Here is a 19800-nt window from a genome sequence, read left to right as displayed (position 1 = left end):
GGAGATACGCGGGCAACCCTAGGCAGGCGGGTCCGCGGTCAGCAGGACGAGCGCGAGATCGGCCAGCTGGTTCTCGAGCGCCTCGCGGCCCGAGCGCGGCTGATGCAGCGCCCAGTCGTAGACGATGGCGGTCACCGCACCCACCAGAGCCAGCGCGGCGAAGCGCCAGTCCCGATCGAGGATCTCGCCCCGTCCCACGGAGGCGGTGCACTCGGTGCCCACGATGTCGACCAAGGTCTCGCGATAGTCGAGCCGGAGCTTCTCGATGCGTGGGCTCGCGCCCATGATCTCCACGAACGCGATCCGGGCGACGCGGCGGTCCTTGAGCATCGGGTCGAGATAGGCCAGCACCGCCGCCGGCACCCGCTCGAAGATCGGCTTCCCGGTGGTCGCCGCCAAGGATGTCGCCACTCGCGCGTAGGAGTCCGCGGTGATCCGGTCGTAGAGGTCGACGAAGAGATCCTCCTTGCCGGGATAGATCTCGTAGAAGTGCCGCGTCGACACCTTGGAGGCGGCGCACACACCCGGGATCGTGGTCGCCGCGTAGCCCTGCGTGCCGATGATCTCCGTGGCGGTCTCCAGAAGCCGCTGGCGGCGCTGCGCGTCACGCTCCTCGCGGGTCAGCCCGCCGTAGGACCGGCCCTCCTGCGCCATCAGCCGGGCGACCCGACCGAGCAGACGAACGGGGCGGCGTCGGCCGGGTCGAGAGCGTTCTTGACCAGGTGCCAGACGTTGGTGTCGTAGGCCTCGCCGATGTGGCCGACCGGGTCGTACGGGCAGACGTCCTGCACGTAGGTGTTGGTGACGCCCGGCTCGCGCACGAAGGAGGTCTCGGTGGGCGTGACGAGCTCGTCGTACCTCGACTGGATGATCGTGTACGTCACGCCGGGCTGCGCGATCGGGCCGCTCGTCAGGGTGCGTACGGCGCTGCCGTCGGTGACCAGCTGGGTGCAGGCCACGCAGCCGAAGGTGGTCAGGACCTGTCCGGCCAGATCGTCCGCGCCCAGGGCCATGCCGAGCCGGTAGAGCCCGGCGAAGGTGGTGCCGTGGGTCGGCGGCGCGATGGCGACGACCTTGTCGATCCGGTCGGAGATGCCCTGCGTCTTGGTGACGTAGAGCGTCTGGAACCCTCCCTCGGAGTGGCCGACCAGGTCGACCTTCGCGGCGCCGGTCTGCCTCAGCACGTCCTGGACGAACGCCTTGATCTGCGCCGCCGACCTGGCGATGTCACCGACGCCGCCGACGAACGGGCCGTAGGCGCCGGCGCCGTAGGTCAGGCTGTAGGTGCAGTAGCCCTGGGCCGCGACGTCGGCCTGGAGGAAGTTGAGGTCCTCGTCCTTGTTGGCTCCCAGCCCGTGCAGGAAGACGACCGGGTTGGGGTGGTCGGCCGATGGCCGGCACGCGGCGTCATTGACGCCGCCCGCCGCCTGCGCAGGTGGGGCGATCAGCAGGGTCGAGGCCGCGAGCAGCCCCACGGCGGCACGGATGACGGCAGAACGCTTGAGCATGGCAGACCACTCTCTCCAGGCGAACCGGACACAGCCGACCCTAGGACGAGCGCGTGCATTTGACAATGCACATTTTCAGATAGGTCGCTCCTCGGTGGCCAGAACGGCCGCGACGCCGGATCCGTCCGAGCTCTCTCGACCTGCGAGCCGATCGGTCCACTCCCGCATCACCGCGGGGTCGGTCGGGCGGGTGAGCAGGCTGACGACGACGTACGCCACGGCGCTGGCGGCGAGGCCTGCGTAGACCGGCTCGTTGGCGAGCACGTCGCCGACGATCGCCATGGTCCCCAGCGTGGCGACGGTGCCGGCGACCATCGCCGTCACCGCGCCGGCGCCGGTCCCGCGGCGCCACAGGAAGCCACCGAGGATCGGGACCAGCAGACCGCCGACGAGGATGTCGTAGGCGATCGTCAGGCCCGAGACGACATCGTCGAGAAGGGACGAGATGACGACGACGACGAGGCCGATCACGACGACGTAGATCCGGTTGGCGAGCACGTCGTGCTCGGGGTTCTCCGCCTCGTCCTGGACCAGCGCCGGGGTGCGTCCGACGAGTCGGGCGAGCAGCGGCTGCACATCCGTGCGCGCCACGGTCGCCGTCGCGATCAGCGCACCCGAGGCGGTCGACATCATCGCGGCGACCGCGGCGGCGAGCACCAGCCCGCTGATGCCGACAGGGAGGATCGACTCGGCGATGGTGGCGTAGGCGTCGTCGCGGTTGTCGACGGTGATGAAGGTGGAGGCCGCGGCACCGATCAGGGCGCCGGCCACACCGTAGAGCAGACAGTAGACACCGGCTGCGGTGCCGCCCCAGCGCGCCACCTGCGGCGAACGGGCGGTGAAGACCCGCTGCCAGATGTCCTGCCCGATCAGCATGCCCAGGGTGTAGACGACGACGTAGGTGATGATGGTCCCCGTGCCGATCGCACCGAGGTCGAAGACCGAGTCCGCGGCACGGGCCTTGATCCCGTCCAGGCCGCCGGCGTGGTTCCAGGTGAAGGGCAGGAGCAGGAAGAAGACACCGATGGTCTTCAGCGCGAACTGCACCATGTCGGTCAGGGTGATCGACCACATCCCGCCGATGCTGGAGTAGATCACCACGATGACGCCGCCGATCAGGATGGAGACGACCCGGTCGGTGCCGAAGAGGACGTTGAACACGGTCGCGTACGCCATCGTGGAGGTGACGGTGAGCATCAGGGTGTAGGCCATCATGACCACGCCAGAGGCCGCGGTCGCTCCGACGCCGTAGCGCAGCGCCAGCATCTGGGCCACGGTGAAGATCCGCAGCCGCTGGATCCTGCCGGCGAAGAACAGGCTCAGCGCCAGGACGCCGAACGCGATCGCCGCGACCAGCCAGGCCCCGGAGATGCCGTACTCGTAGCCGAGCGCGACGCCGCCGACGGTCGAGGCACCGCCGAGTACGACTGCGGCCATGGTGCCGGTGTAGAGCACCGGACCCAGCCGGCGGCCGGCGACGAGGAAGTCGGAGCTGTCCTGGGTCCGGCTCTTGCCCCACCAGCCGAAGGCGACCATGGCGGCGAGGTAGATGACGATGATGGTGAGATCCATGTGGGGGCTCCAGATCGAGGTGGGCGGTCAGGTGGCGGCGAACATGCGGAGGGTCGTCGGAAGGACCACGACGGCGGGCCCGCTGGCGGCGAAGGTGTCGGCGACGATCTCGCCGACGGTCTCCGAGGTGGCGGCTCGGACAGGGATGCCGAACGCCTCGGCGAGCCGGACGAAGTCCGGCCGGGCGAGCTCGGTGGCGGTGGCGGCACCGAAGGCCCCGGTCATGTACTCGCGCAGGATCCCGTAGCCGCCGTCGTCGATCACGAGCCAGGTGACCTCGGCATCGTGCTGGCGGGCAGTGGCGAGCTCCGCGATGGAGTACATCGCGCCGCCGTCTCCGGTGACCGCGAACGTACGCCGACCGGTCCCGACCGCGGCTCCGATCGCAGCGGGAAGGGCGAGGCCGAGACCTCCGGACGCCTGTGCGGTGTGGAAGCCGCCCGTGCGCGGGTCCCAGGCCGACCAGGCCCAGTACGCCGCGATGGTCATGTCCCAGAAGGTGTCGGTGTCGTCGGGGACCGCCGCGCGCAGGTCGGCGAGCAGCCGCTGCTCGGCGGCGAGGTCCTGGGCGTCGAGCCGGGCCTGGACCCGGGCACGCAGGTCCTGGGCGACACGGGCACCGGATCGCCTCGGGCCCGGCTCGGAGCCGGCACCGGGAAGCGCCGCGGCCAGATCGGTGAGAGCCGCGGCGGCATCGGCGTGGACGCCGAGCACGCCGTGGTTGGAGCCGAGGACGCGAGCCTCGGCGTCCACCTGGATCACCCGTCCGCGCGGGGCGAAGGTGCCGTAGTTGCTGGTCACCTCGCCGAACGAGGTGCCGATCGCGAGCAGGACATCCGCATCGTCGAGCAGTTCGGTGGTGTACCGGTCCTCGATCCACGCGGCCGCGCTCAGCGGGTGCGCGAGCGGGATCGAGCCGTTGCCCCCGGAGGTCGAGACCACCGGTGCGTCGAGGAGCTCGGCGAGGGCGACCAGCGCCTGCGGGGCTCCGGCGGAGCGGCGTACGCCTCCTCCGGCGAGGATCACCGGGCGCTCGGCCGCTGCGAGCAGGCGGGCCGCCTCGGCGTTGGCCTCCGGCCGGGGCCGCCGCGGTGCGGGCACCTCTGCCTCGAGCAAGGTCACCGGCGGCACGGTGACCTCCTCCAGGAGCACGTCCTGCGGGATCTCGACCCAGACCGGACCGGCCGGCGCCTCCTGGGCGGTCGCCCACGCATCGGCGAGGACGCCCGGGATGGCGGCCGCGTCACGGACGACGGCGGTGGACTTGGTGACGTTGCGGGCGCTGGCCTGCTGGTCGTCGAGCTGGTGCAGGTAGCCCTTGCGGGCACCCCCGAGCCCGTCGCGCGGGATCTGGCTGGTGATCATCAGGATCGGGACGCAGGCGGCGTACGCCTCCTGGAGCGCGCCCAGCGCGGTGAGCGCTCCCGGTCCGGTGGAGCAGAACACCACCCCGACCTGGCCGGTCGTCCGCGCGTAGCCGTCGGCCGCGAAGACCGAGTTGTTCTCGACTCGGGAGGAGACGAAGGTCAGGTCGCTGCGGCGGATGGCGTCGAAGAGACCGAGTGCGTGCTGGCCCGGGATGCCGAACACGTGGGTCGCGCCGCGGGCGGTCAGGCTCTCGACGGTGACGTCACCGCCGTTGCGTGCCGTCATGCCTGACCCGAGTGGCGCATCGCGAGCAGCGAGACCAGGTCGTAGGCCACGTGCGAGGCGGCGACCCCGGTCAGCTCGGCGTGGTCGTACGCCGGGGCGACCTCGACCACGTCGGCGCCGATCAGGTTCAGGCCGACGAAGCCGCGGAGGATCTCGAGCAGTTCACGGGAGGTGAGCCCGCCGGCCTCGGGGGTGCCGGTGCCCGGGGCGTGCGCCGGGTCGAGGACGTCGATGTCGACCGAGACGTAGACGGGCCGGTTGCCGACGCGCTTCCTGATCTTCTCCACCACCTCGTCGACGCCCTGGCGGAAGACGTCGGAGGAGGTGACGATCCCGAAGCCGAAGCGGCGGTCGTCCTCGAGGTCCTTCTTGCCGTAGAGGGGGCCCCGGGTGCCGACGTGGCACAGCGCCTCGGTGTCGAGGATGCCCTCCTCCACCGCCCGCCGGAACGGGGTGCCGTGGGTGTACTCGGCCCCGAAGTAGGTGTCCCAGGTGTCCAGGTGGGCGTCGAAGTGCACCAGCGCGACCGGGCCGTGGCGCTCGGCGGCGGCCCGCAGCAGCGGCAGGGCGATGGTGTGGTCGCCACCGATCGTCACCAGCCGGGTTCCGCCTGCGGTGAGCTCGAGCGCCGAGGCCTGGACGGTGTCGAGCGCCTCGTTGATGTGGAACGGGTTGGCCGCGATGTCCCCCGCGTCGACCACCTGGGCCGAGGCGAACGGCGAGACGTCCAGCGCCGGGTTGTAGGGACGCAGCAGGCGCGACGACTCCCGCACGTGCGATGGGCCGAAGCGGGCACCCGGCCGGTAGGAGACGCCGGTGTCGAACGGGACCCCGACGACCGCGATGTCGGCGTGCTCCACCTCGTCGAGGCGGGGCAGCCGCGCGAATGTCGCGAAGCCGGCGTAGCGGGGGTTCTTGGAGGCGTCGAGGGGCCCGATGGGCATGGGTGGTTCTCCTTGGGTGGTGCGGTGTGGCGAGGTGGATCAGCCGACGACGGCAGCGGGCGCAGGCCCCTCTACCGAGGTGACGGGGGTGTTCGCGGCCGGTCCGGTCGGGACCAGACGGGCGCCGTCGGGCCCGTAGGCGTCGCGCGGCTCGGGGAAGGCGAAGAGCAGTCCCAGGTAGAGCAGCGCGGCCAGGCCCATCCCGAGCGGGATCGAGATGTCGACCCCGCCGGGGATCAGCGAGGCGGCCGGACCGACGAACTGGCCGGGCAGGTTCACGAAGGTGAGCGCGACGGCGGCCGCGACCAGCCAGGCGGCCAGGCCGCGCCAGTTCCAGCCGTGGGCGAACCAGTAGCGGCCACCGCGCTGGCGGCGATTGAAGACCTGGAGAGCATCGGAGTCGTACCAGCCCCGCCGGACGTACCAGCCGACCATCATCACCATCATCCAGGGGACGGTGCAGCTGACGATGAGGACGGCGAAGGTCGAGATGCTGGAGACGACGTCGAAGACGAAGCGGCCGATGAAGATGACCCCGATCGCGAAGACGCCGATCAGCACCGTGGACTGGACGCGGTTGAAGCGCGGGAAGACGCTGGAGAAGTCCAGGCCGGTGCCGTAGAGCGCGGTGGTGCCGGTCGACATGCCACCGATCAGGGCGATCAGGGCGACCGGCACGAAGTACCAGCCGGGCGCGATCGCGAGCAGGCCGGAGGCGTACGCACCGGAGGCGAAGATCTCGGGTTCGCGGGTGGCGATGATCGTCATGGTGACCAGGCCGAAGCAGAACGGTACGAGGGTGGCGATCTGTGCCAGGAAGGCGGCGGCCATCGAGGAGCGGCCCGGGGTCTCGCGGGGGATGTAGCGGGCCCAGTCGCCCAGGAAAGCGCCGAAGCTGACCGGGTTGGACATCACGATCAGCGCGGAGCCGACGAACGCCGCCCAGAAGCCGGGCTCGCCGAACGCCTCCGAACCGGAGCCGAACACACCGGCGTAACCGGGGTCGAAGTCGCCGGCGAAAGCGACGATGCCGAGCAGGAAGAGCACGGTCGCGGCGATCACGGCGATCTTGTTGACCAGCAGCATGAACCGGAAGCCGTAGATGCACACGACCAGGACGAGCACGGCGAACAGGCCGTACGCCAGCGCCAGGGTCAGGTCGTTCTCCGGCAGCCCGACCGCGCGGTTGGCGCCGCCGACGAGCACGTCGCCCGAGCTCCACACCGATATCGAGAAGAACGCGAGCGCGGTGAGCAGGGAGAGGAACGAGCCGACGATCCGGCCGTGCACACCGAGGTGGGCCGAGGAGCTGACCGAGTTGCTGGTGCCGTTGCGCGGGCCGAACAGGGCCATCGGGGCGAGGACGACGGCGCCGAGGAGCAGCCCGAGCAGCGTGGCCATCAGGCCGTGCGCGAAGGAGAGCCCGAACAGGATCGGGAAGCTGCCGAGCACCACGGTGGCGATCGTGTTGGCGCCGCCGAAGGTGAGCCGGAACAGGTCGAGCGGCCGGGCGCTGCGCTCGGGGTCGGGGATCGGCTCGACGCCGTGCTGCTCGACCTCGGTGACCTTGGGCGGCTGGGGCTGCGTAGTCATCGCTGGTCCTCGCTCGGCCGCGCGGACAGGTGCTCGTGCACGGCGAGAAGGTCGCCGTCGATGAGCCGGAAGACGATCGTCTCGCGCTCCAGGGTGGTCTCGGCGGGTCCGCCCGTCGAGGTGGTGGTGAGGACGTCGTGGCTGAAGACCGCGGTCTCGCCGTGGATCTGGACGAGACGGGCGCTGCTCCGGCAGGACTCGACCCGCCAGCCCTCGGCGACCCAGGCGGCCCAGAGTCGATGGTAGGCAGCGCGGTCATCGAGCCGACGCGGCTCGGTGTGGAAGACGAAGCTGGCCTCGGCGGCGAAGCACGCGAAGTAGGCCGCGGTGTCGGTCGCGGCGAAGGCCGCGACGAGCCGGTCGGCGGCCTCGTGGACCTGCGACTCGGTCAGCGTGGCTGATGGGGCGGTGATCGTGGACACCGGGCCTCCTGGGTCTGTGGGTCGGCCGAGATCTGCGTCACTCTAAGAGCATCCCGAGCACCGCGGCAATCGTTTCGTTCTTAACCTGACCGTAATAGCTGTCGATATGACGGCGAAGCGCGGACCATCCGTCATAATCGCACCAGATCCCCGCCCATGAGGATCGATCCGACCTTGGAGACGCGCTCAAAAAATGTCGAACCAATTTTCTCCGGACGTCCCCGGCATCCCCGACCGGACCGATGAGGCGATCCTCGTTCTGCTCGAGAAGGACGGTCGTCTCACCCACCGCGAGATCGCCGCCCAGGTCGGCCTGTCCCGGTCAGCGGCGGCCACCCGGGTCCAGCGGCTGCTGAACGAGGGGCACATCGACGTCCGGGGCGTCGTCCACCCGGCCGTCCTCGGCCATGACGTGCTCGCCCACGTCTCGGTCACCGTGAATGGCTCCGCGACCCACGTCGCACAGGCGGCCGCAGCGCGCGAGGACACCACCCTGGTCTCGATGACCAGCGGCCACCACGCCCTGGTGCTGGAGCTGCGGGCGAAGGACATCGGCCGGATCGACGACGCCCTCGCCGAGGTGCGGACGATCGACGGCATCGTCACCACCGAGACCCTGCTCTACACCGAGGTCATCCGCGACGTCGCCGCCCCGGTCGGTCCGGCCCCGGCGGCCGGCTCGCTCGACGACACCGACTACGCCCTGCTGCGCGCACTGCAGGCGAACGGCCGTGCCTCCTACGTCGACCTGGCCGCGAGCGTCGGCCTCTCCCCCGCCGGCACTCGTCGCCGGGTGGTGCGCCTGCTCGACGGGAACATCGTCCGGGTGGGCGCCGTCGTGCGCCACTCGGGTCAGGAGCGGCGTACGGCCACCGGAGTCGGGCTCCGTCTCGACGGCGCCGCCCACCGCCCGATCGCCGCGCAGCTCGCCGAGCTCCCGTCGGTGACCTTCGTGGCCCGGACCCTCGGTCGCTACGACGCCCTGCTCACGGTCAGCACCGCCACCTCCGGCGACCTCGTCGGCGTCCTCGACCACATCCGCGAGCTCACCGGCGTCCGCGAGGCGGAGACCTGGAGCCACCTCCGCTTCGTCAAGGAGACGTACGCCTCCCTGCACCTCGGCGGCGCCTGATACGGAGGCTCAGCCTCTGGGCGGGTGGATGCGCCGGACAGAGACCGCGTCCAGCGTCGCCTCGAGCGCGGCAGTGACATCGTCCGGATTCTCGCGGGCAACGCCGAGGAAGATCGCGTCGACGATCACGAGCTGGGCCATCCGGCTGGACATCGCGCCGTAGCGGAACCGGGTCTCGCGGGAGACGGTGGCGAGTGTGGCATCGGCGAGCTCGGCCAACGGGGAGTCGGGGAAGTTGGTGACGGCGACGGTGAAGGCGCCCCGGGCGGCGGCGGTGCGCAGGGCGGAAATGGCCTCCTCGGTCTCCCCGGAGTGGGAGAACGCGATGGCTACGGCATCGGCGGGGAGCACCGCGGCGCTGGTGAGGGCGAGGTGGGCGTCGGCCCAGGCGTTGACCTGGTAGCCGATACGACGCAGCTTCTGCTGGAGGTCCTGCGCGGCCAGGCCGCTGGAGGCCGATCCGTAGGCGTCGAGGACCGAAGCGGTCGTGATCGCCGCGACGACCCGGTCGAGCTCGTCGATGTCGAGCCTGTCAGCGGTCTCCTCGATGGCTCGCGCCTCCTGATAGGCGAGCTTGCGTACGACGTCTCGGGTCGTGTCGGCCGGGTCGATGTCCCCGTCGGAGACGCCGAACTCGATCCGGCGGCCGGCCTCGTTCGCGCCGGCCCGAGCCAGTGCCAGCCTGAACGCCGAGTAGCCGGTGAAGCCGAGGCTGCGACACAGCCTGGTGACGGTGGCGGTCGAGGATTCGTGCCGACTCGCGAGCTCGGTGATGGTCAGTGCGGCGATCGCGCCCGGATCCGCCAGCGCCGCCTCTGCCAGACGACGCTCGCTCGGCCGCAGACCGGGCAGGGCCCGTCTCAGGCGCACCAGGATGTCTTCGCTCATCGTCTCCTCGTTCGGCTCGACCACCACAAGTTGTCAATAATTGACCACGAGTGGTTCACGGCGGAAAGATTTTGTCATACGGTCGTCAGATCCGCGGGCACACGCCACTGCAGGCAAGAGCCCGACCTCGTGGCCCCACCCTAGGAGGATCCGTGAGCACGCAGCGACGACACGGACAACGCACCCACGCAACGGTCGCCACCGCCCTCGCGGCCAGCTTGCTGGCAGCCGGTCTCGCCGGCTGCGGCAGCGGCGGCGAAGACAGCGCTGACGCCAACGGCACCCTCGTCTTCGGGATCTCTGCCGACCCGGCACAGATGGTCCCCTGGACCGCGACCTCGACCCAGTCGATCCAGGTGCTGTCGCAGATCTACAGCCCCCTGATCAACACCGACGCCGACGGTGTCCCGGAGGCCGGGCTCGCGGACCTGCCGGAAATCTCGGAGGACGGGAAGACCTACACCTTCACCATCCAGGACGGCGTCACCTTCGGGGACGGCTCCGACCTCGACTCCGCCGATGTGAAGTACACCTACGAGAAGATCATCGACCCTGCCTCGAGCGCGAGCTCGGCGTCGTACTTCGCCTCGGTGGCCGGCATCGAGGCACCTGACCCGCAGACGGTCGTGGTGACCCTGAAGCAGCCCGACGCCTCCTTCGTGTCCGGACTCACCGGGGTGAACACCGCGATCGTGCCCTCCGACGTGGACCCGAAGAGCCTGGAGTCCAAGCCCGTCGGGTCGGGGCCGTACCAGTTCAAGAGCCGCACCCCGAACGAGTCGATCACGCTCACGCGCAACGCCGACTACTTCGCGGGCGAACCCGGTGCGGCCACGGTCGAGTTCCGTATCATCCCCGACGAGCAGTCGATGGTGTCCTCGCTGAAGACCGGCTCGGTGGACGTGGCGATCTTCGACAACCCGGTGACCGCGAAGACGGCGACCTCGGCCGAGACCACGAGCATGACGGTCGACTCGCTGTCCTACCACGTGCTGCAGCTGCGGGCGACCTCACCGACGCTGTCGGACCCCAACGCCCGGCTCGCGATCCAGTGCGCCGTCTCCCGCCAGGACGTGATCGACTCCGCGGCTCTGGGATCGGGTAAGCCGAGCGGGCCGATCACCTCGCCGGAGTACCGCTCCGACCCGGAGGCGCAACCGTGCCCCGAGCAGGACCTCGACAAGGCGAAGGACTACCTGGCCAAGGCGGGCAAGCCGAACGGGTTCACGCTGAAACTGATGACCTCCCAAGGTCTCTACTCCACCGCGGTGGACGAGGCACAGAACCTCCAGGCCCAGCTCGGCAAGGTCGGGATCAAGGTCGATGTCGAGGCGCTGGATTCCAACGCCTACGTCGAGCGCTGGCTGGCGGCCGACTTCGATGCCGCGATCGCGATGAACGGCGGCAGCTCGGACCCGAACACGATGTACAGCCGCTACTTCACCAAGGCGGGCAGCTTCAACAAGGTCGCCGGCTACAGCTCGCCGGAGCTCGACAAGCTCTTCGCCGAGGGGATCGCCACGACCGACACCGCCGCCCGCAAGCCGATCTACGCGGAGATCTCCCAACAGCTGGTCGACCAGGCGGCCTGGGTGTGGTTGTTCACCCCGGAGATGTACGTCGTGTCCAACAAGCGCGTCGAGGGCCTGGAGGAGCGCGCAGACGCCTCGATCGCGACGCTGTGGAAGGCGTCGGTCTCCTGAGCGCGGTGTCGAGCCTGACCCACCGGGCCGGCGCTCTCGGGCGTCACCCGGTGGCACGGCGTGCCGGGGAGGCGGCGGTGACGCTCATCGGGGTCTCGATACTCACCTTCGTGCTGCTGCGGGTGGTCCCGGGGGACCAGATCACCGCGGCGTACGGCACGGCTGCAGGTGACCTCTCCCCGGAGCAGCTTCAGGCACTGGAGGCCTACTACGGTCTCAACGAGCCGCTCCTGTCCCAGTACCTGGGCTGGCTCGGCGGCGTGCTCACCGGCAACCTCGGGGTCTCGGCGACCTCACACCTGAGTGTGCTGTCGATGACCGCCCAGTCCCTGCCGAACACCATCGAGCTGGCCGTGCTCGCCATCGGGATCGGCCTCGTCCTCGGCGTACCCGGCGGAATGCTGGCGGCGAGCCGCCCCGGGCGTGCGCGCGACCAGATCAGCCAGCTGACCAGCCTGGTCGCGCTGTCGGTGCCGTCGTTCCTGCTCGCCGCCGCGGTGTCGAGCTGGCTGGTGAACACGATCGGCTGGTATCCCAACGGCGAGGGCTACCGCACGCTCGGCGAGGATCCCCTCCTCAACCTGCAGCAGATGCTGCTCCCCGCGCTCGTCCTCGGGATCAGCATCGCCCCGCCGATCCTGCAGACGACCCGCGCCGCGATCCTCGCCGTCCGTTCGGAGGACTTCATCCGAACCGCTCGCGCCAAAGGCGTGCCGGCCCGGCGGCTGCAGGTGCGCCACATCCTCCGCAACGCCCTGATCCCGGTGGTGACGATGAGCGGCCTGCAGTTCGGCTTCCTCCTCGGCGGAGCACTGGTGGTCGAGCAGATCTTCGCGATCCCCGGCATCGGGCGCCAGGTGCTGCTCGGCCTCGAACAGAAGGAGTACGCCGTGGTCCAGTCGACGGTGCTGGTGATCGCGGTGATGTTCGTCCTGGTCAACCTCCTCACCGACGTCATCTACCGGCTGGTCGACCCGAGGGTGCGAGTTCAATGAGCGCGGCAGCAGACATGCACGAGGTGCCGGAGGTCCCCACGACCCGGGCCTCCGGCCGGTGGCGTCAGGCATTTCGTACGCCGGGCGGGATCGTCGGCCTCGTTCTGATGGCGATCGTGACGACTCTCGCGCTCCTGTCTGCGGCCGGGTTCGGACCGGATCCGGCCGCGCAGGAGGTCTCGGAGGCCCTGCAGGGTCCCAGCGGGACCCATTGGTTCGGCACCGACCAGTTCGGCCGTGACATCTTCGCGCGGGTCTGCTCCGGCCTGGCCAACTCGCTGCGGGTCGCGATCGTCTCGGTGACCGTGGCGGCGCTCGGCGGGGTGCTCCTCGGGATCCTCGCCGGCTACTACCAGGGAATCCTCGACCGGGCTGTCGGCGTGATCACCAACGTGCTGTTCGCCTTCCCCTCGCTGCTGCTCGCCCTCGCTCTCGCCGCCACCCTGCGACGCAGCTGGCTGACGGTGGCGATCGCGATCGCCGTGGTCTACCTCCCGATCTTCGCGCGGGTCGCCCGCGGCCCCGTCCTGACGCTGCGCCACGCCGAGTACGTGCTCGCCGCGACGGCCGTCGGCCGCACTCGGCTCTCCACCCTCTTCGTGCACGTGCTTCCCAACATCCTCGGCATCCTGGTCGTCCAGGTCACCCTGTCACTGTCCTGGGCGATCCTCACCGAGGCGGCCCTCAGCTTCCTCGGCTTCGGCACCCCTCCCCCGGCGGCGTCGCTCGGCGGCATGATCTACGAAGCGCAGACGCTGACGAGCGTCGCTCCGTGGATGCTGTACGCCCCCGGCGCCGCGCTGATCCTCGCGGTGGTCGGGCTGAACCTGCTCGGGGACGGACTCCGGGCCGCACTCGACCCACGAGGAGGCAGCAAGTGAATCCAGAGGACGAGTCGATGCTCGACGCACTCACCACCGAGGCGTCCAGATCCGGCGGACCGGAGATCGACCAGCTCTCCGCCTCCGACCTGGTCGCGTTGATGAACGAGCGCGACGCGACGGTCGCCACCGCCGTACGCTCCGCACTGCCCTCGATCGCGGCGGCCGTGACCGCGGCGACCGCCCGGATGCGGGACGGCGGGCGGCTGATCTACGTGGGCGCGGGCACCTCGGGCCGGCTCGGGGTGCTCGACGCCTCGGAGGTGCCGCCCACCTTCGGGCTCGACGACGTCGTCGTCGGCGTCATCGCCGGCGGCCCGGCGGCGCTCTTCAGTGCGGCCGAAGGGATCGAGGACGATGCCGAGGCCGGGGCGGCCGACCTGGCCGCTCTCGGCGTCGGGCCGCTCGACACGGTCGTCGGGATCGCCTCGAGCGGACGTACGCCCTATGTCCTCGGCGCCCTCGCCCACGCCGCCGACAACGGCGCGCTCACCGTGGGGCTCGCCTGCAATCTCGGCACGCCACTGGCGCGCGTCGCCACCCACGGCATCGAGGTGCCGGTCGGCCCCGAGGTCGTCTCCGGATCGACCCGGCTCGGCGCCGGCACCGCCACCAAGATGGTGCTCAACATGATCTCCACCGCCACCATGGTGCAGCTCGGGAAGACGTACGGCTCGCTGATGGTCGACATGCGGGCCAACAACGCCAAGCTTCGGCATCGGGCCATCCGGATGGTCACCGAGGCCACCGGCGCCGACGACGCGACCGCGGTCCGGGCGCTCGGCGACTCGGGCTGGCATGCCAAGCTGGCGATCGCGACGATCCTCACCGGCCTCTCCCCCGCCGAGGCGTCACAGGCGCTCGAGCTGGCCGATGGCCGGCTGCGGACCGTTATCGAGGAGCGTGGCTGATGCGCGTGCTCGGCATGATCTCCGGGACCTCCCACGACGGGATCGACGTCGCGATCGTCGACTTCGCCTTCGACGTCGACATCGACGCGGACGTGCTGCGCGCACGGATCGTTCACCACAGCTCGGTGCCCTACCCGCCGGATCTTCGAGAGCGGCTCATCGAAGCCCTGCCTCCCGCGCCGGTCGGTTTCGACGTCGTGTGCGAGCTCGACACGAGGATCGGACAGGCCTTCGCCGCAGCCGCACGGCAGGCCGTCGAGGAGGCCGGCTCGGTCGACGTCGTCTGCACGCACGGTCAGACCGCCTATCACTGGGTCGAGAGCGGCCGTGCGCTCGGCACGCTTCAGATCGGGCAGCCCGCCTGGATCGCCGAGGCCACCGGTGCCACGGTCGTCTCGGACGTACGCTCCGCCGATATCGCCGCCGGCGGGCAGGGCGCACCGCTGGTGCCCCTCCTGGACGTCCGGATGCTGGCGCCGCTGGCCGAGGACGGGACCGTCGCGGCCGCGCTCAACCTCGGCGGTATCGCCAACATCACCGTGCGCCGACCAGCCGCGGATCCGGTCGCCTGGGACATCGGGCCCGCCAACGCCCTCATCGACGCCGTGGTCACCGACGCGCCCGGAGAGGCCGGCTTCGACCGCGACGGCGAGCTGGCCGCCGCCGGCACCGTGATCCCGGTGCTGCTCGCCGACCTGCTCGACTCGCCCTTCTTCGGGCAGCCTGCGCCGAAGAGCACCGGCAAGGAGCTGTTCAACCTCGACTACGTCCGGGCCGGGCTCGCGCGGACCGGACTGGACCCCTCTCTTCCCGACCTGGTCGCGACGCTGACCGAGGTCACCGCGGTCTCCGTGTCCCAGGCGGTGGCCCAGGCGGGCGTCGAGGTGCTGGTCGCTTCGGGTGGCGGCGTACGGAACCCGGTGCTGATGCGACGGCTCGGCGACCTCCTCCCCGGCGTGCGGGTCATCACCAGCGACGCCCTCGGCGTACCGTCCGACACCAAGGAGGCGATCGCCTTCGCCCTCATCGGATGGGCGAGCGTCCACAGTCTCGCCGGCAACGTGCCCAGCTGCACCGGAGCGATCGGCCCCCGTGTCCTCGGCCAGATCATCCCCACGAGCGCACCCCCTCCTCCGATCGGTGCCTGGCCCGCGACGCTGGTGTTCGAGCGATGACCAGCCGCGGCCCCCTCCAGGCGTACGCCGACCGCCTGCTGACCATCGGCGGCGACGGCAGCCACCCGGCCGGCGGGATTCTCGGGCTGCGTACGCCGAACGGGTCGGAGGTCGTGGCCTCCGGCTGGGCCCAGCTGCCCTCGGAACGCGATCCCGGGGTGCCGATGCGGCCTGACCACATGCTCGACCTCGCCTCGGTCACCAAGCTCGCCGCCACCACCGCGATCACGATGCGGCTGGTCGCCGCCGACGACCTGCGGCTGAACGACCCGGTGCGCCGTCACCTGCCCGCATTCCGCGATGAGGGGAAGGACGGCGTCACCATCGAACAGCTGCTGACCCACACCGCCGGCCTGCGGCCCTGGTGGCCTCTCTACGCGGCGGCCGGCGGCAGCCGGTACGAGGCGATCCAGCTCGTCCAGCAGCTCCCGCTGGCCTACCCACCCGGCGCCGGCTGGACCTACTCCGACCTCGGCATGATCCTGCTCGGCGCGGTGATCGAGCAGACCACCACGCTGCGGTTGGACGAGGCGTACGACCAGCTGGTGGCCACTCCCCTGGGACTCTCCGCGCGCTACGGCCCGGTGCTCCCGGATCGCGCCGCCACCAGCGCGGACAGCGACGCCTACGAGTACGCCATGCTCGCCACCGACGAGCCGCACCCCGTCGGCATCCCACCGGCCCGCTTCTCCGGATGGCGCGACCATCACCTCCGAGGAGAGGTCGACGACGGCAACACCGCCCACGCCCTCGACGGCGTCGCCGGGCACGCCGGGCTGTTCGCCACCGTCGATGACCTGCTGACGTACGGGGCGGCCCTGTGCGACGGGACCTTCGTGCCACGCGAGGTGGTCGACCGCTTCGCGACGCCCCACCCGAGGCATCCTGAGCAGGCGCTGGGCGCCTTCCTCGGCCGGGCCGGTGATGTCCGCTACCTCCATCATCCCGGCTTCACCGGCACCTACCTCGCCATCGCACCCGCCACCGGTGTCGTCGTCGCCGGCGGCGCGACCCGCCTGCACGGTCCGCTCGGCTCGCTCGACCACAACCCCACCCGGCTCCCAGACGTCGTGCCGGGCACCGAGATCATCTCGGTGCTGCTCGACGCGGCCGGCCTCCAGGAGGACCGATGACCCCCGTCCTGTCCGTACGCGGCCTCTCGGTCACCTTCGACACCAGCCAGGGGCCGGTTCAGGCACTGACCGACATCTCCCTCGACCTCGCGGCCGGTGAGACCGTCGCCGTCGTCGGCGAGTCCGGGTCCGGCAAGTCCACGCTCGCCTCCTGCGTCAACCGACTCCTCGCCGACAACGGCCGGATCACCGCCGGCACGATCGCCCTCGGCGACCACGACATCACCCGAGCACCCGAGTCGGCGATGACCGCGATCCGCGGCAGACGCATCGGCCTGGTGCCGCAGGACCCGATGACCAACCTGAACCCCGTGATGACCGTCGGCGCGCAGATCACCGAGGCGCTGGAGGTCCACGGTCTGGCGTCCGGGCGCACGGCCCGCGAACGTGCCGTCGACCTGCTCGGCCAGGCCGGGATCGACCGCCCCGGCGCCCGCTACCGGCAGTATCCACACGAGTTCTCCGGCGGGATGCGGCAACGCGTGCTCATCGCGATGGCGCTCGCCTGCCGTCCCGAGGTGCTCCTCGCCGACGAGCCGACATCTGCGCTCGATGTCACCGTGCAGCGCCGCGTCCTCGACCAGATGACCACGCTCACCACCGAGCTCGGCACCGGCGTGCTCCTCATCACCCACGATCTCGCCCTGGCCGCCGAGCGTGCCGACCGGGTCATCGTCATGCACCGCGGCCGGATCGTCGAGAGCGGTGACGCGGCCGCGATCATCGCTTCTCCCCAGCATGAGTACACCCAGCGGTTGCTGGCCGCCGCGCCCGCGATGTCCGAGGTGAAGGTCGCGCCGCCGACCACCACCGAGGAGACCGAGACCCTCCTGGAGGTGTCCGGTGCCGTACGCCGCTACCGGATCCGCGGGCAACGCGAGCAGCTCCGCGCCGTCGACGGCATCGACCTGACCATCCCCAAGGGACGTACGGTCGCCATCGTCGGCGAGTCCGGATCCGGTAAGTCCACCGCGGCCCGCCTCGCGCTTCGCCTCGAACGGGCCGACGCCGGCACCATCCGCTACCGCGGCACCGACCTCTCCGGTCTTCGCGGTCAGGACCTCCTCGCCTATCGGCGCGCCATCCAGCCGGTCTTCCAGAACCCGTACGCCTCCCTCGATCCGCGCTACACGATCGCCCAGGTCATCTCCGAGCCCCTCCGCGTCCACGGCGTCGGCGACGCCACCACGCGCCGCAAGGCTGTGGAGGCGCTGCTCGACAGGGTCGCCCTGCCCGTGGCGTACGCCGACCGCCGGCCGCACGAGCTCTCCGGCGGCCAGCGCCAACGCGTCGCGATCGCGCGTGCTCTCGCGCTCGACCCCGAGCTCGTCGTCATGGACGAGGCCGTCAGCGCCCTCGACGTGCTCGTCCAGGAGCAGATCCTCGACCTGATGGTCAGCCTGCAGCGCGACCAGGGTCTCTCCTACCTCTTCATCAGCCACGACCTCGCCGTCGTCCAGCTCGTCGCCCACCACGTCTACGTCATGCGGGCCGGCAGGATCGTCGAGAGCGGCGACCCAGCCACCGTCTTCCACTCCCCACAGGATCCCTACACCCAGCAGCTCGTCGCTGCCGTACCGCGGCCCCGCCAGCAGGCGTCCTAGCGCCGGCGCTAGTCGGAGATCTGGCGCAGGGTGGCGACGATCTTGCACTCCGGCCAGTACGTCGCGTGCAGCTGCGCGAACTCGCGCTGCCCGGCGATCGCCTCCTCGAGGGTGTCGTAGCGCGTCAGCGCCCAGCCGCCGACGACCTCCTTGGCCTCGGCGTACGGACCGTCGACACGGGTGACCTCGCCCTTCTCCACCAGGAAGTTCACCGCGTCCTCGCTGCCGTAGAGACCGCCGCCGTCGAGGAAGTGTCCGGCCGCCGCCTGCGCGCCGATGTAGTCGTCCATCGCCTTGTACAGGGCCTCCGGCGCCTGGCCGATTCCCTCTTCCATCCTCACGAAACCCATGAAACGGGGCATGATGTGCTCCTCAGTTCGGGGCCAACCGCTTCTCGGTGGCCGACACATGTGCGTCGAACCACATCGTTCTCCTTCGACATCGACATCGGAAGAACTTTCCACCGGCCGCGCGGGCGGCGAGATGCGAGCACGTTCAGGCGTTGGCTGCCTCGGACTCGGCCGCCGGCTCCCGCTCCGAGGCGCCTGCGGACGTGCCACGGGACTTCCGCACCGCGATGGCGACGATCACGGCGGCGACGGCGAAGAGAACGCCGTAGGCGGCGACCGACTCGGCCTCGAAGTTGCGCAGCAGCGTACGTCCGTTGGTGACCAGGATGATGCTGCCGACCAGGCCGCCGAGGATGGGCAGCGAGAGGTGCTTGACGAGGTAGGCGGCGAACGGGGCCGCGATCACGCCGCCGACGAGCAGACCGCCGATGACGCGCCAGTCGAGCGCCTCCCCGGCCAGTCCGACGAGGAACCCGACGCTCGCCGAGAGCGTCGTGACGAACTCGGCGGTGGAGACCGACCCGATCACCTTGCGCGGGTGCAGGGTGCCACTGGAGATCAGGGTGGGCGTGGTCACCGGACCCCAGCCGCCACCACCGGTCGCGTCGATGAAGCCGCCGAAGAGACCGAGCGGCGCGAGCAGACCGAGCCCCGGGCGACGTCCCGGGATGAAGACCGGCGGCTTGCCGAAGACGAAGCGGGCGATGATGTAGAGGCCCAGGACGAGCAGGAGACCGGCGACCCAGGGCGTCGCGCTCTCCGTGGAGAGGTTGGAGAGAACGGTTGCTCCGGCGAACGCGCCGATGCCGCCCGGGATCGCGATCTTCGCCACGACCTTCCAGTCGACGTTGCCGAGCCGCCAGTGGGAGACCCCCGAAGCGAACGTCGTCCCGACCTCGGCCAGGTGCACCGACGCCGAGGCGACCGCCGGCGCGACCCCTGTCGCGACCAGCAGGGTGCTCGAGGTAACCCCGTACGCCATGCCCAGCGACCCGTCGACCGCCTGGGCCGCGAGACCGACAAGAGCGAAAATGAGAAGCCGCTCCACGCGTACCTCCTAGGTGCGATCGAAAATGGCGAAGTAGTAATGTAACGCTATTTACTATAGATAGTGCATCCGGGAGCCTTGGGGCGTCTCGACGGGCGGACGGGTCGAGCCGCTGGAGCCCACCGCTGGAACCCACCGCTGGAACCCACCGCTGGAACCCACCGCTGGTCGAGCCGCCGCTGGTCGAGCCGCCGCTGGTCGAGCCGCCGGAGCCGCTAGGCGGAGGCGTGTCGAGACCAACACGGTTCTCTTGCTCGGGAGAGCTCGCTTAGCGACTGTTCTTCGTTT

At 70.5% G+C, this 19800-nt stretch carries 18 protein-coding genes; 8 read left to right on the top strand and 10 right to left on the bottom strand.

Going from position 1 to position 19800, the window contains the following annotated elements; translation table 11 throughout:
- Window positions 1–18: 18 nt before the first annotated feature.
- The 7 genes from BLT25_RS00090 to BLT25_RS00060 form a co-directional block, all read right to left on the bottom strand.
- Window positions 19–654 carry a TetR/AcrR family transcriptional regulator gene (locus tag BLT25_RS00090; protein WP_091040775.1) on the bottom strand — a complete coding sequence of 212 codons (636 nt, stop codon included), beginning with the start codon at window positions 652–654 and terminating at the stop codon, window positions 19–21.
- Window positions 654–1508 carry an esterase/lipase family protein gene (locus BLT25_RS00085; RefSeq protein WP_091040773.1) on the bottom strand — a complete coding sequence of 285 codons (855 nt, stop codon included), beginning with the start codon at window positions 1506–1508 and terminating at the stop codon, window positions 654–656. The genes BLT25_RS00090 and BLT25_RS00085 overlap by 1 nt, the downstream gene beginning before the upstream one ends.
- Window positions 1509–1583: 75 nt before the next feature.
- Window positions 1584–3080, bottom strand: a complete 1497-nt coding sequence (locus BLT25_RS00080) for a sodium:solute symporter family protein (protein ID WP_091040772.1) — start codon at window positions 3078–3080, stop codon at window positions 1584–1586.
- 27 nt (window positions 3081–3107) lie between these two features.
- Window positions 3108–4733, bottom strand: coding sequence for a thiamine pyrophosphate-binding protein (locus tag BLT25_RS00075; RefSeq protein ID WP_091040770.1), 1626 nt, complete (start codon window positions 4731–4733; stop codon window positions 3108–3110).
- Window positions 4730–5677 (bottom strand): agmatinase, encoded by a 948-nt coding sequence (gene speB, locus BLT25_RS00070; protein WP_091040768.1) that lies wholly within the window; start codon window positions 5675–5677, stop codon window positions 4730–4732. Before speB ends, BLT25_RS00075 begins: the two co-directional genes overlap by 4 nt.
- 39 nt (window positions 5678–5716) lie before the next feature.
- Window positions 5717–7270, bottom strand: coding sequence for a purine-cytosine permease family protein (locus tag BLT25_RS00065; protein WP_091040767.1), 1554 nt, complete (start codon window positions 7268–7270; stop codon window positions 5717–5719).
- A complete protein-coding gene (locus BLT25_RS00060; protein WP_091040765.1) occupies window positions 7267–7692 on the bottom strand; it encodes a nuclear transport factor 2 family protein in 426 nt (141 codons plus the stop codon). Before BLT25_RS00060 ends, BLT25_RS00065 begins: the two co-directional genes overlap by 4 nt.
- Before the next feature lie 193 nt (window positions 7693–7885).
- Here BLT25_RS00060 and BLT25_RS00055 point away from each other — a divergent pair, with 193 nt between their 5' ends.
- Window positions 7886–8824, top strand: a complete 939-nt coding sequence (locus BLT25_RS00055) for an Lrp/AsnC family transcriptional regulator (protein ID WP_091040763.1) — start codon at window positions 7886–7888, stop codon at window positions 8822–8824.
- A 9-nt stretch (window positions 8825–8833) separates the two neighbouring features.
- Here BLT25_RS00055 and BLT25_RS00050 read toward each other — a convergent pair whose 3' ends face one another.
- A complete protein-coding gene (locus BLT25_RS00050) occupies window positions 8834–9712 on the bottom strand; it encodes a MurR/RpiR family transcriptional regulator (protein WP_091042316.1) in 879 nt (292 codons plus the stop codon).
- Window positions 9713–9864: 152 nt separating this feature from the next.
- Between BLT25_RS00050 and BLT25_RS00045 the strand changes: the two genes are divergently transcribed.
- The 7 genes from BLT25_RS00045 to BLT25_RS00015 are packed head-to-tail and all read left to right on the top strand — an operon-like array spanning window position 9865 to window position 18114.
- Window positions 9865–11415: an ABC transporter substrate-binding protein gene (locus BLT25_RS00045; protein ID WP_218131200.1), complete on the top strand. Its 1551-nt coding sequence runs from the start codon at window positions 9865–9867 to the stop codon at window positions 11413–11415.
- Between the two features lie 5 nt (window positions 11416–11420).
- Window positions 11421–12410 (top strand): ABC transporter permease, encoded by a 990-nt coding sequence (locus tag BLT25_RS00040; RefSeq protein ID WP_218131199.1) that lies wholly within the window; start codon window positions 11421–11423, stop codon window positions 12408–12410.
- Window positions 12407–13291, top strand: a complete 885-nt coding sequence (locus tag BLT25_RS00035) for an ABC transporter permease (RefSeq protein ID WP_218131198.1) — start codon at window positions 12407–12409, stop codon at window positions 13289–13291. The genes BLT25_RS00040 and BLT25_RS00035 overlap by 4 nt, the downstream gene beginning before the upstream one ends.
- 17 nt (window positions 13292–13308) lie before the next feature.
- Entirely contained in the window at window positions 13309–14202 is an 894-nt protein-coding gene (gene murQ / locus BLT25_RS00030; protein ID WP_091042311.1) for an N-acetylmuramic acid 6-phosphate etherase, read from the top strand.
- Window positions 14202–15377 (top strand): anhydro-N-acetylmuramic acid kinase, encoded by a 1176-nt coding sequence (locus BLT25_RS00025; RefSeq protein ID WP_091040759.1) that lies wholly within the window; start codon window positions 14202–14204, stop codon window positions 15375–15377. The genes murQ and BLT25_RS00025 overlap by 1 nt, the downstream gene beginning before the upstream one ends.
- Window positions 15374–16510, top strand: a complete 1137-nt coding sequence (locus tag BLT25_RS00020; protein ID WP_176883485.1) for a serine hydrolase domain-containing protein — start codon at window positions 15374–15376, stop codon at window positions 16508–16510. The genes BLT25_RS00025 and BLT25_RS00020 overlap by 4 nt, the downstream gene beginning before the upstream one ends.
- A complete protein-coding gene (locus tag BLT25_RS00015; protein ID WP_091040756.1) occupies window positions 16507–18114 on the top strand; it encodes a dipeptide ABC transporter ATP-binding protein in 1608 nt (535 codons plus the stop codon). Before BLT25_RS00020 ends, BLT25_RS00015 begins: the two co-directional genes overlap by 4 nt.
- Window positions 18115–18122: 8 nt before the next feature.
- Here BLT25_RS00015 and BLT25_RS00010 read toward each other — a convergent pair whose 3' ends face one another.
- Together BLT25_RS00010 and BLT25_RS00005 are read right to left on the bottom strand one after the other, a co-directional pair.
- On the bottom strand, window positions 18123–18476 hold the full coding sequence (locus BLT25_RS00010; RefSeq protein ID WP_091040754.1) for a YciI family protein: 354 nt from the start codon (window positions 18474–18476) through the stop codon (window positions 18123–18125).
- A 133-nt stretch (window positions 18477–18609) separates the two neighbouring features.
- Window positions 18610–19512: a sulfite exporter TauE/SafE family protein gene (locus BLT25_RS00005; protein ID WP_091040752.1), complete on the bottom strand. Its 903-nt coding sequence runs from the start codon at window positions 19510–19512 to the stop codon at window positions 18610–18612.
- Between the last annotated feature and the right edge of the window lie 288 nt (window positions 19513–19800).

The organism is Nocardioides sp. YR527, from assembly GCF_900101045.1.
GTDB lineage: Bacteria > Actinomycetota > Actinomycetes > Propionibacteriales > Nocardioidaceae > Nocardioides.
Note: the sequence above shows the minus strand (reverse complement) of the source record. Positions and strands in the feature narration are given on the sequence as shown.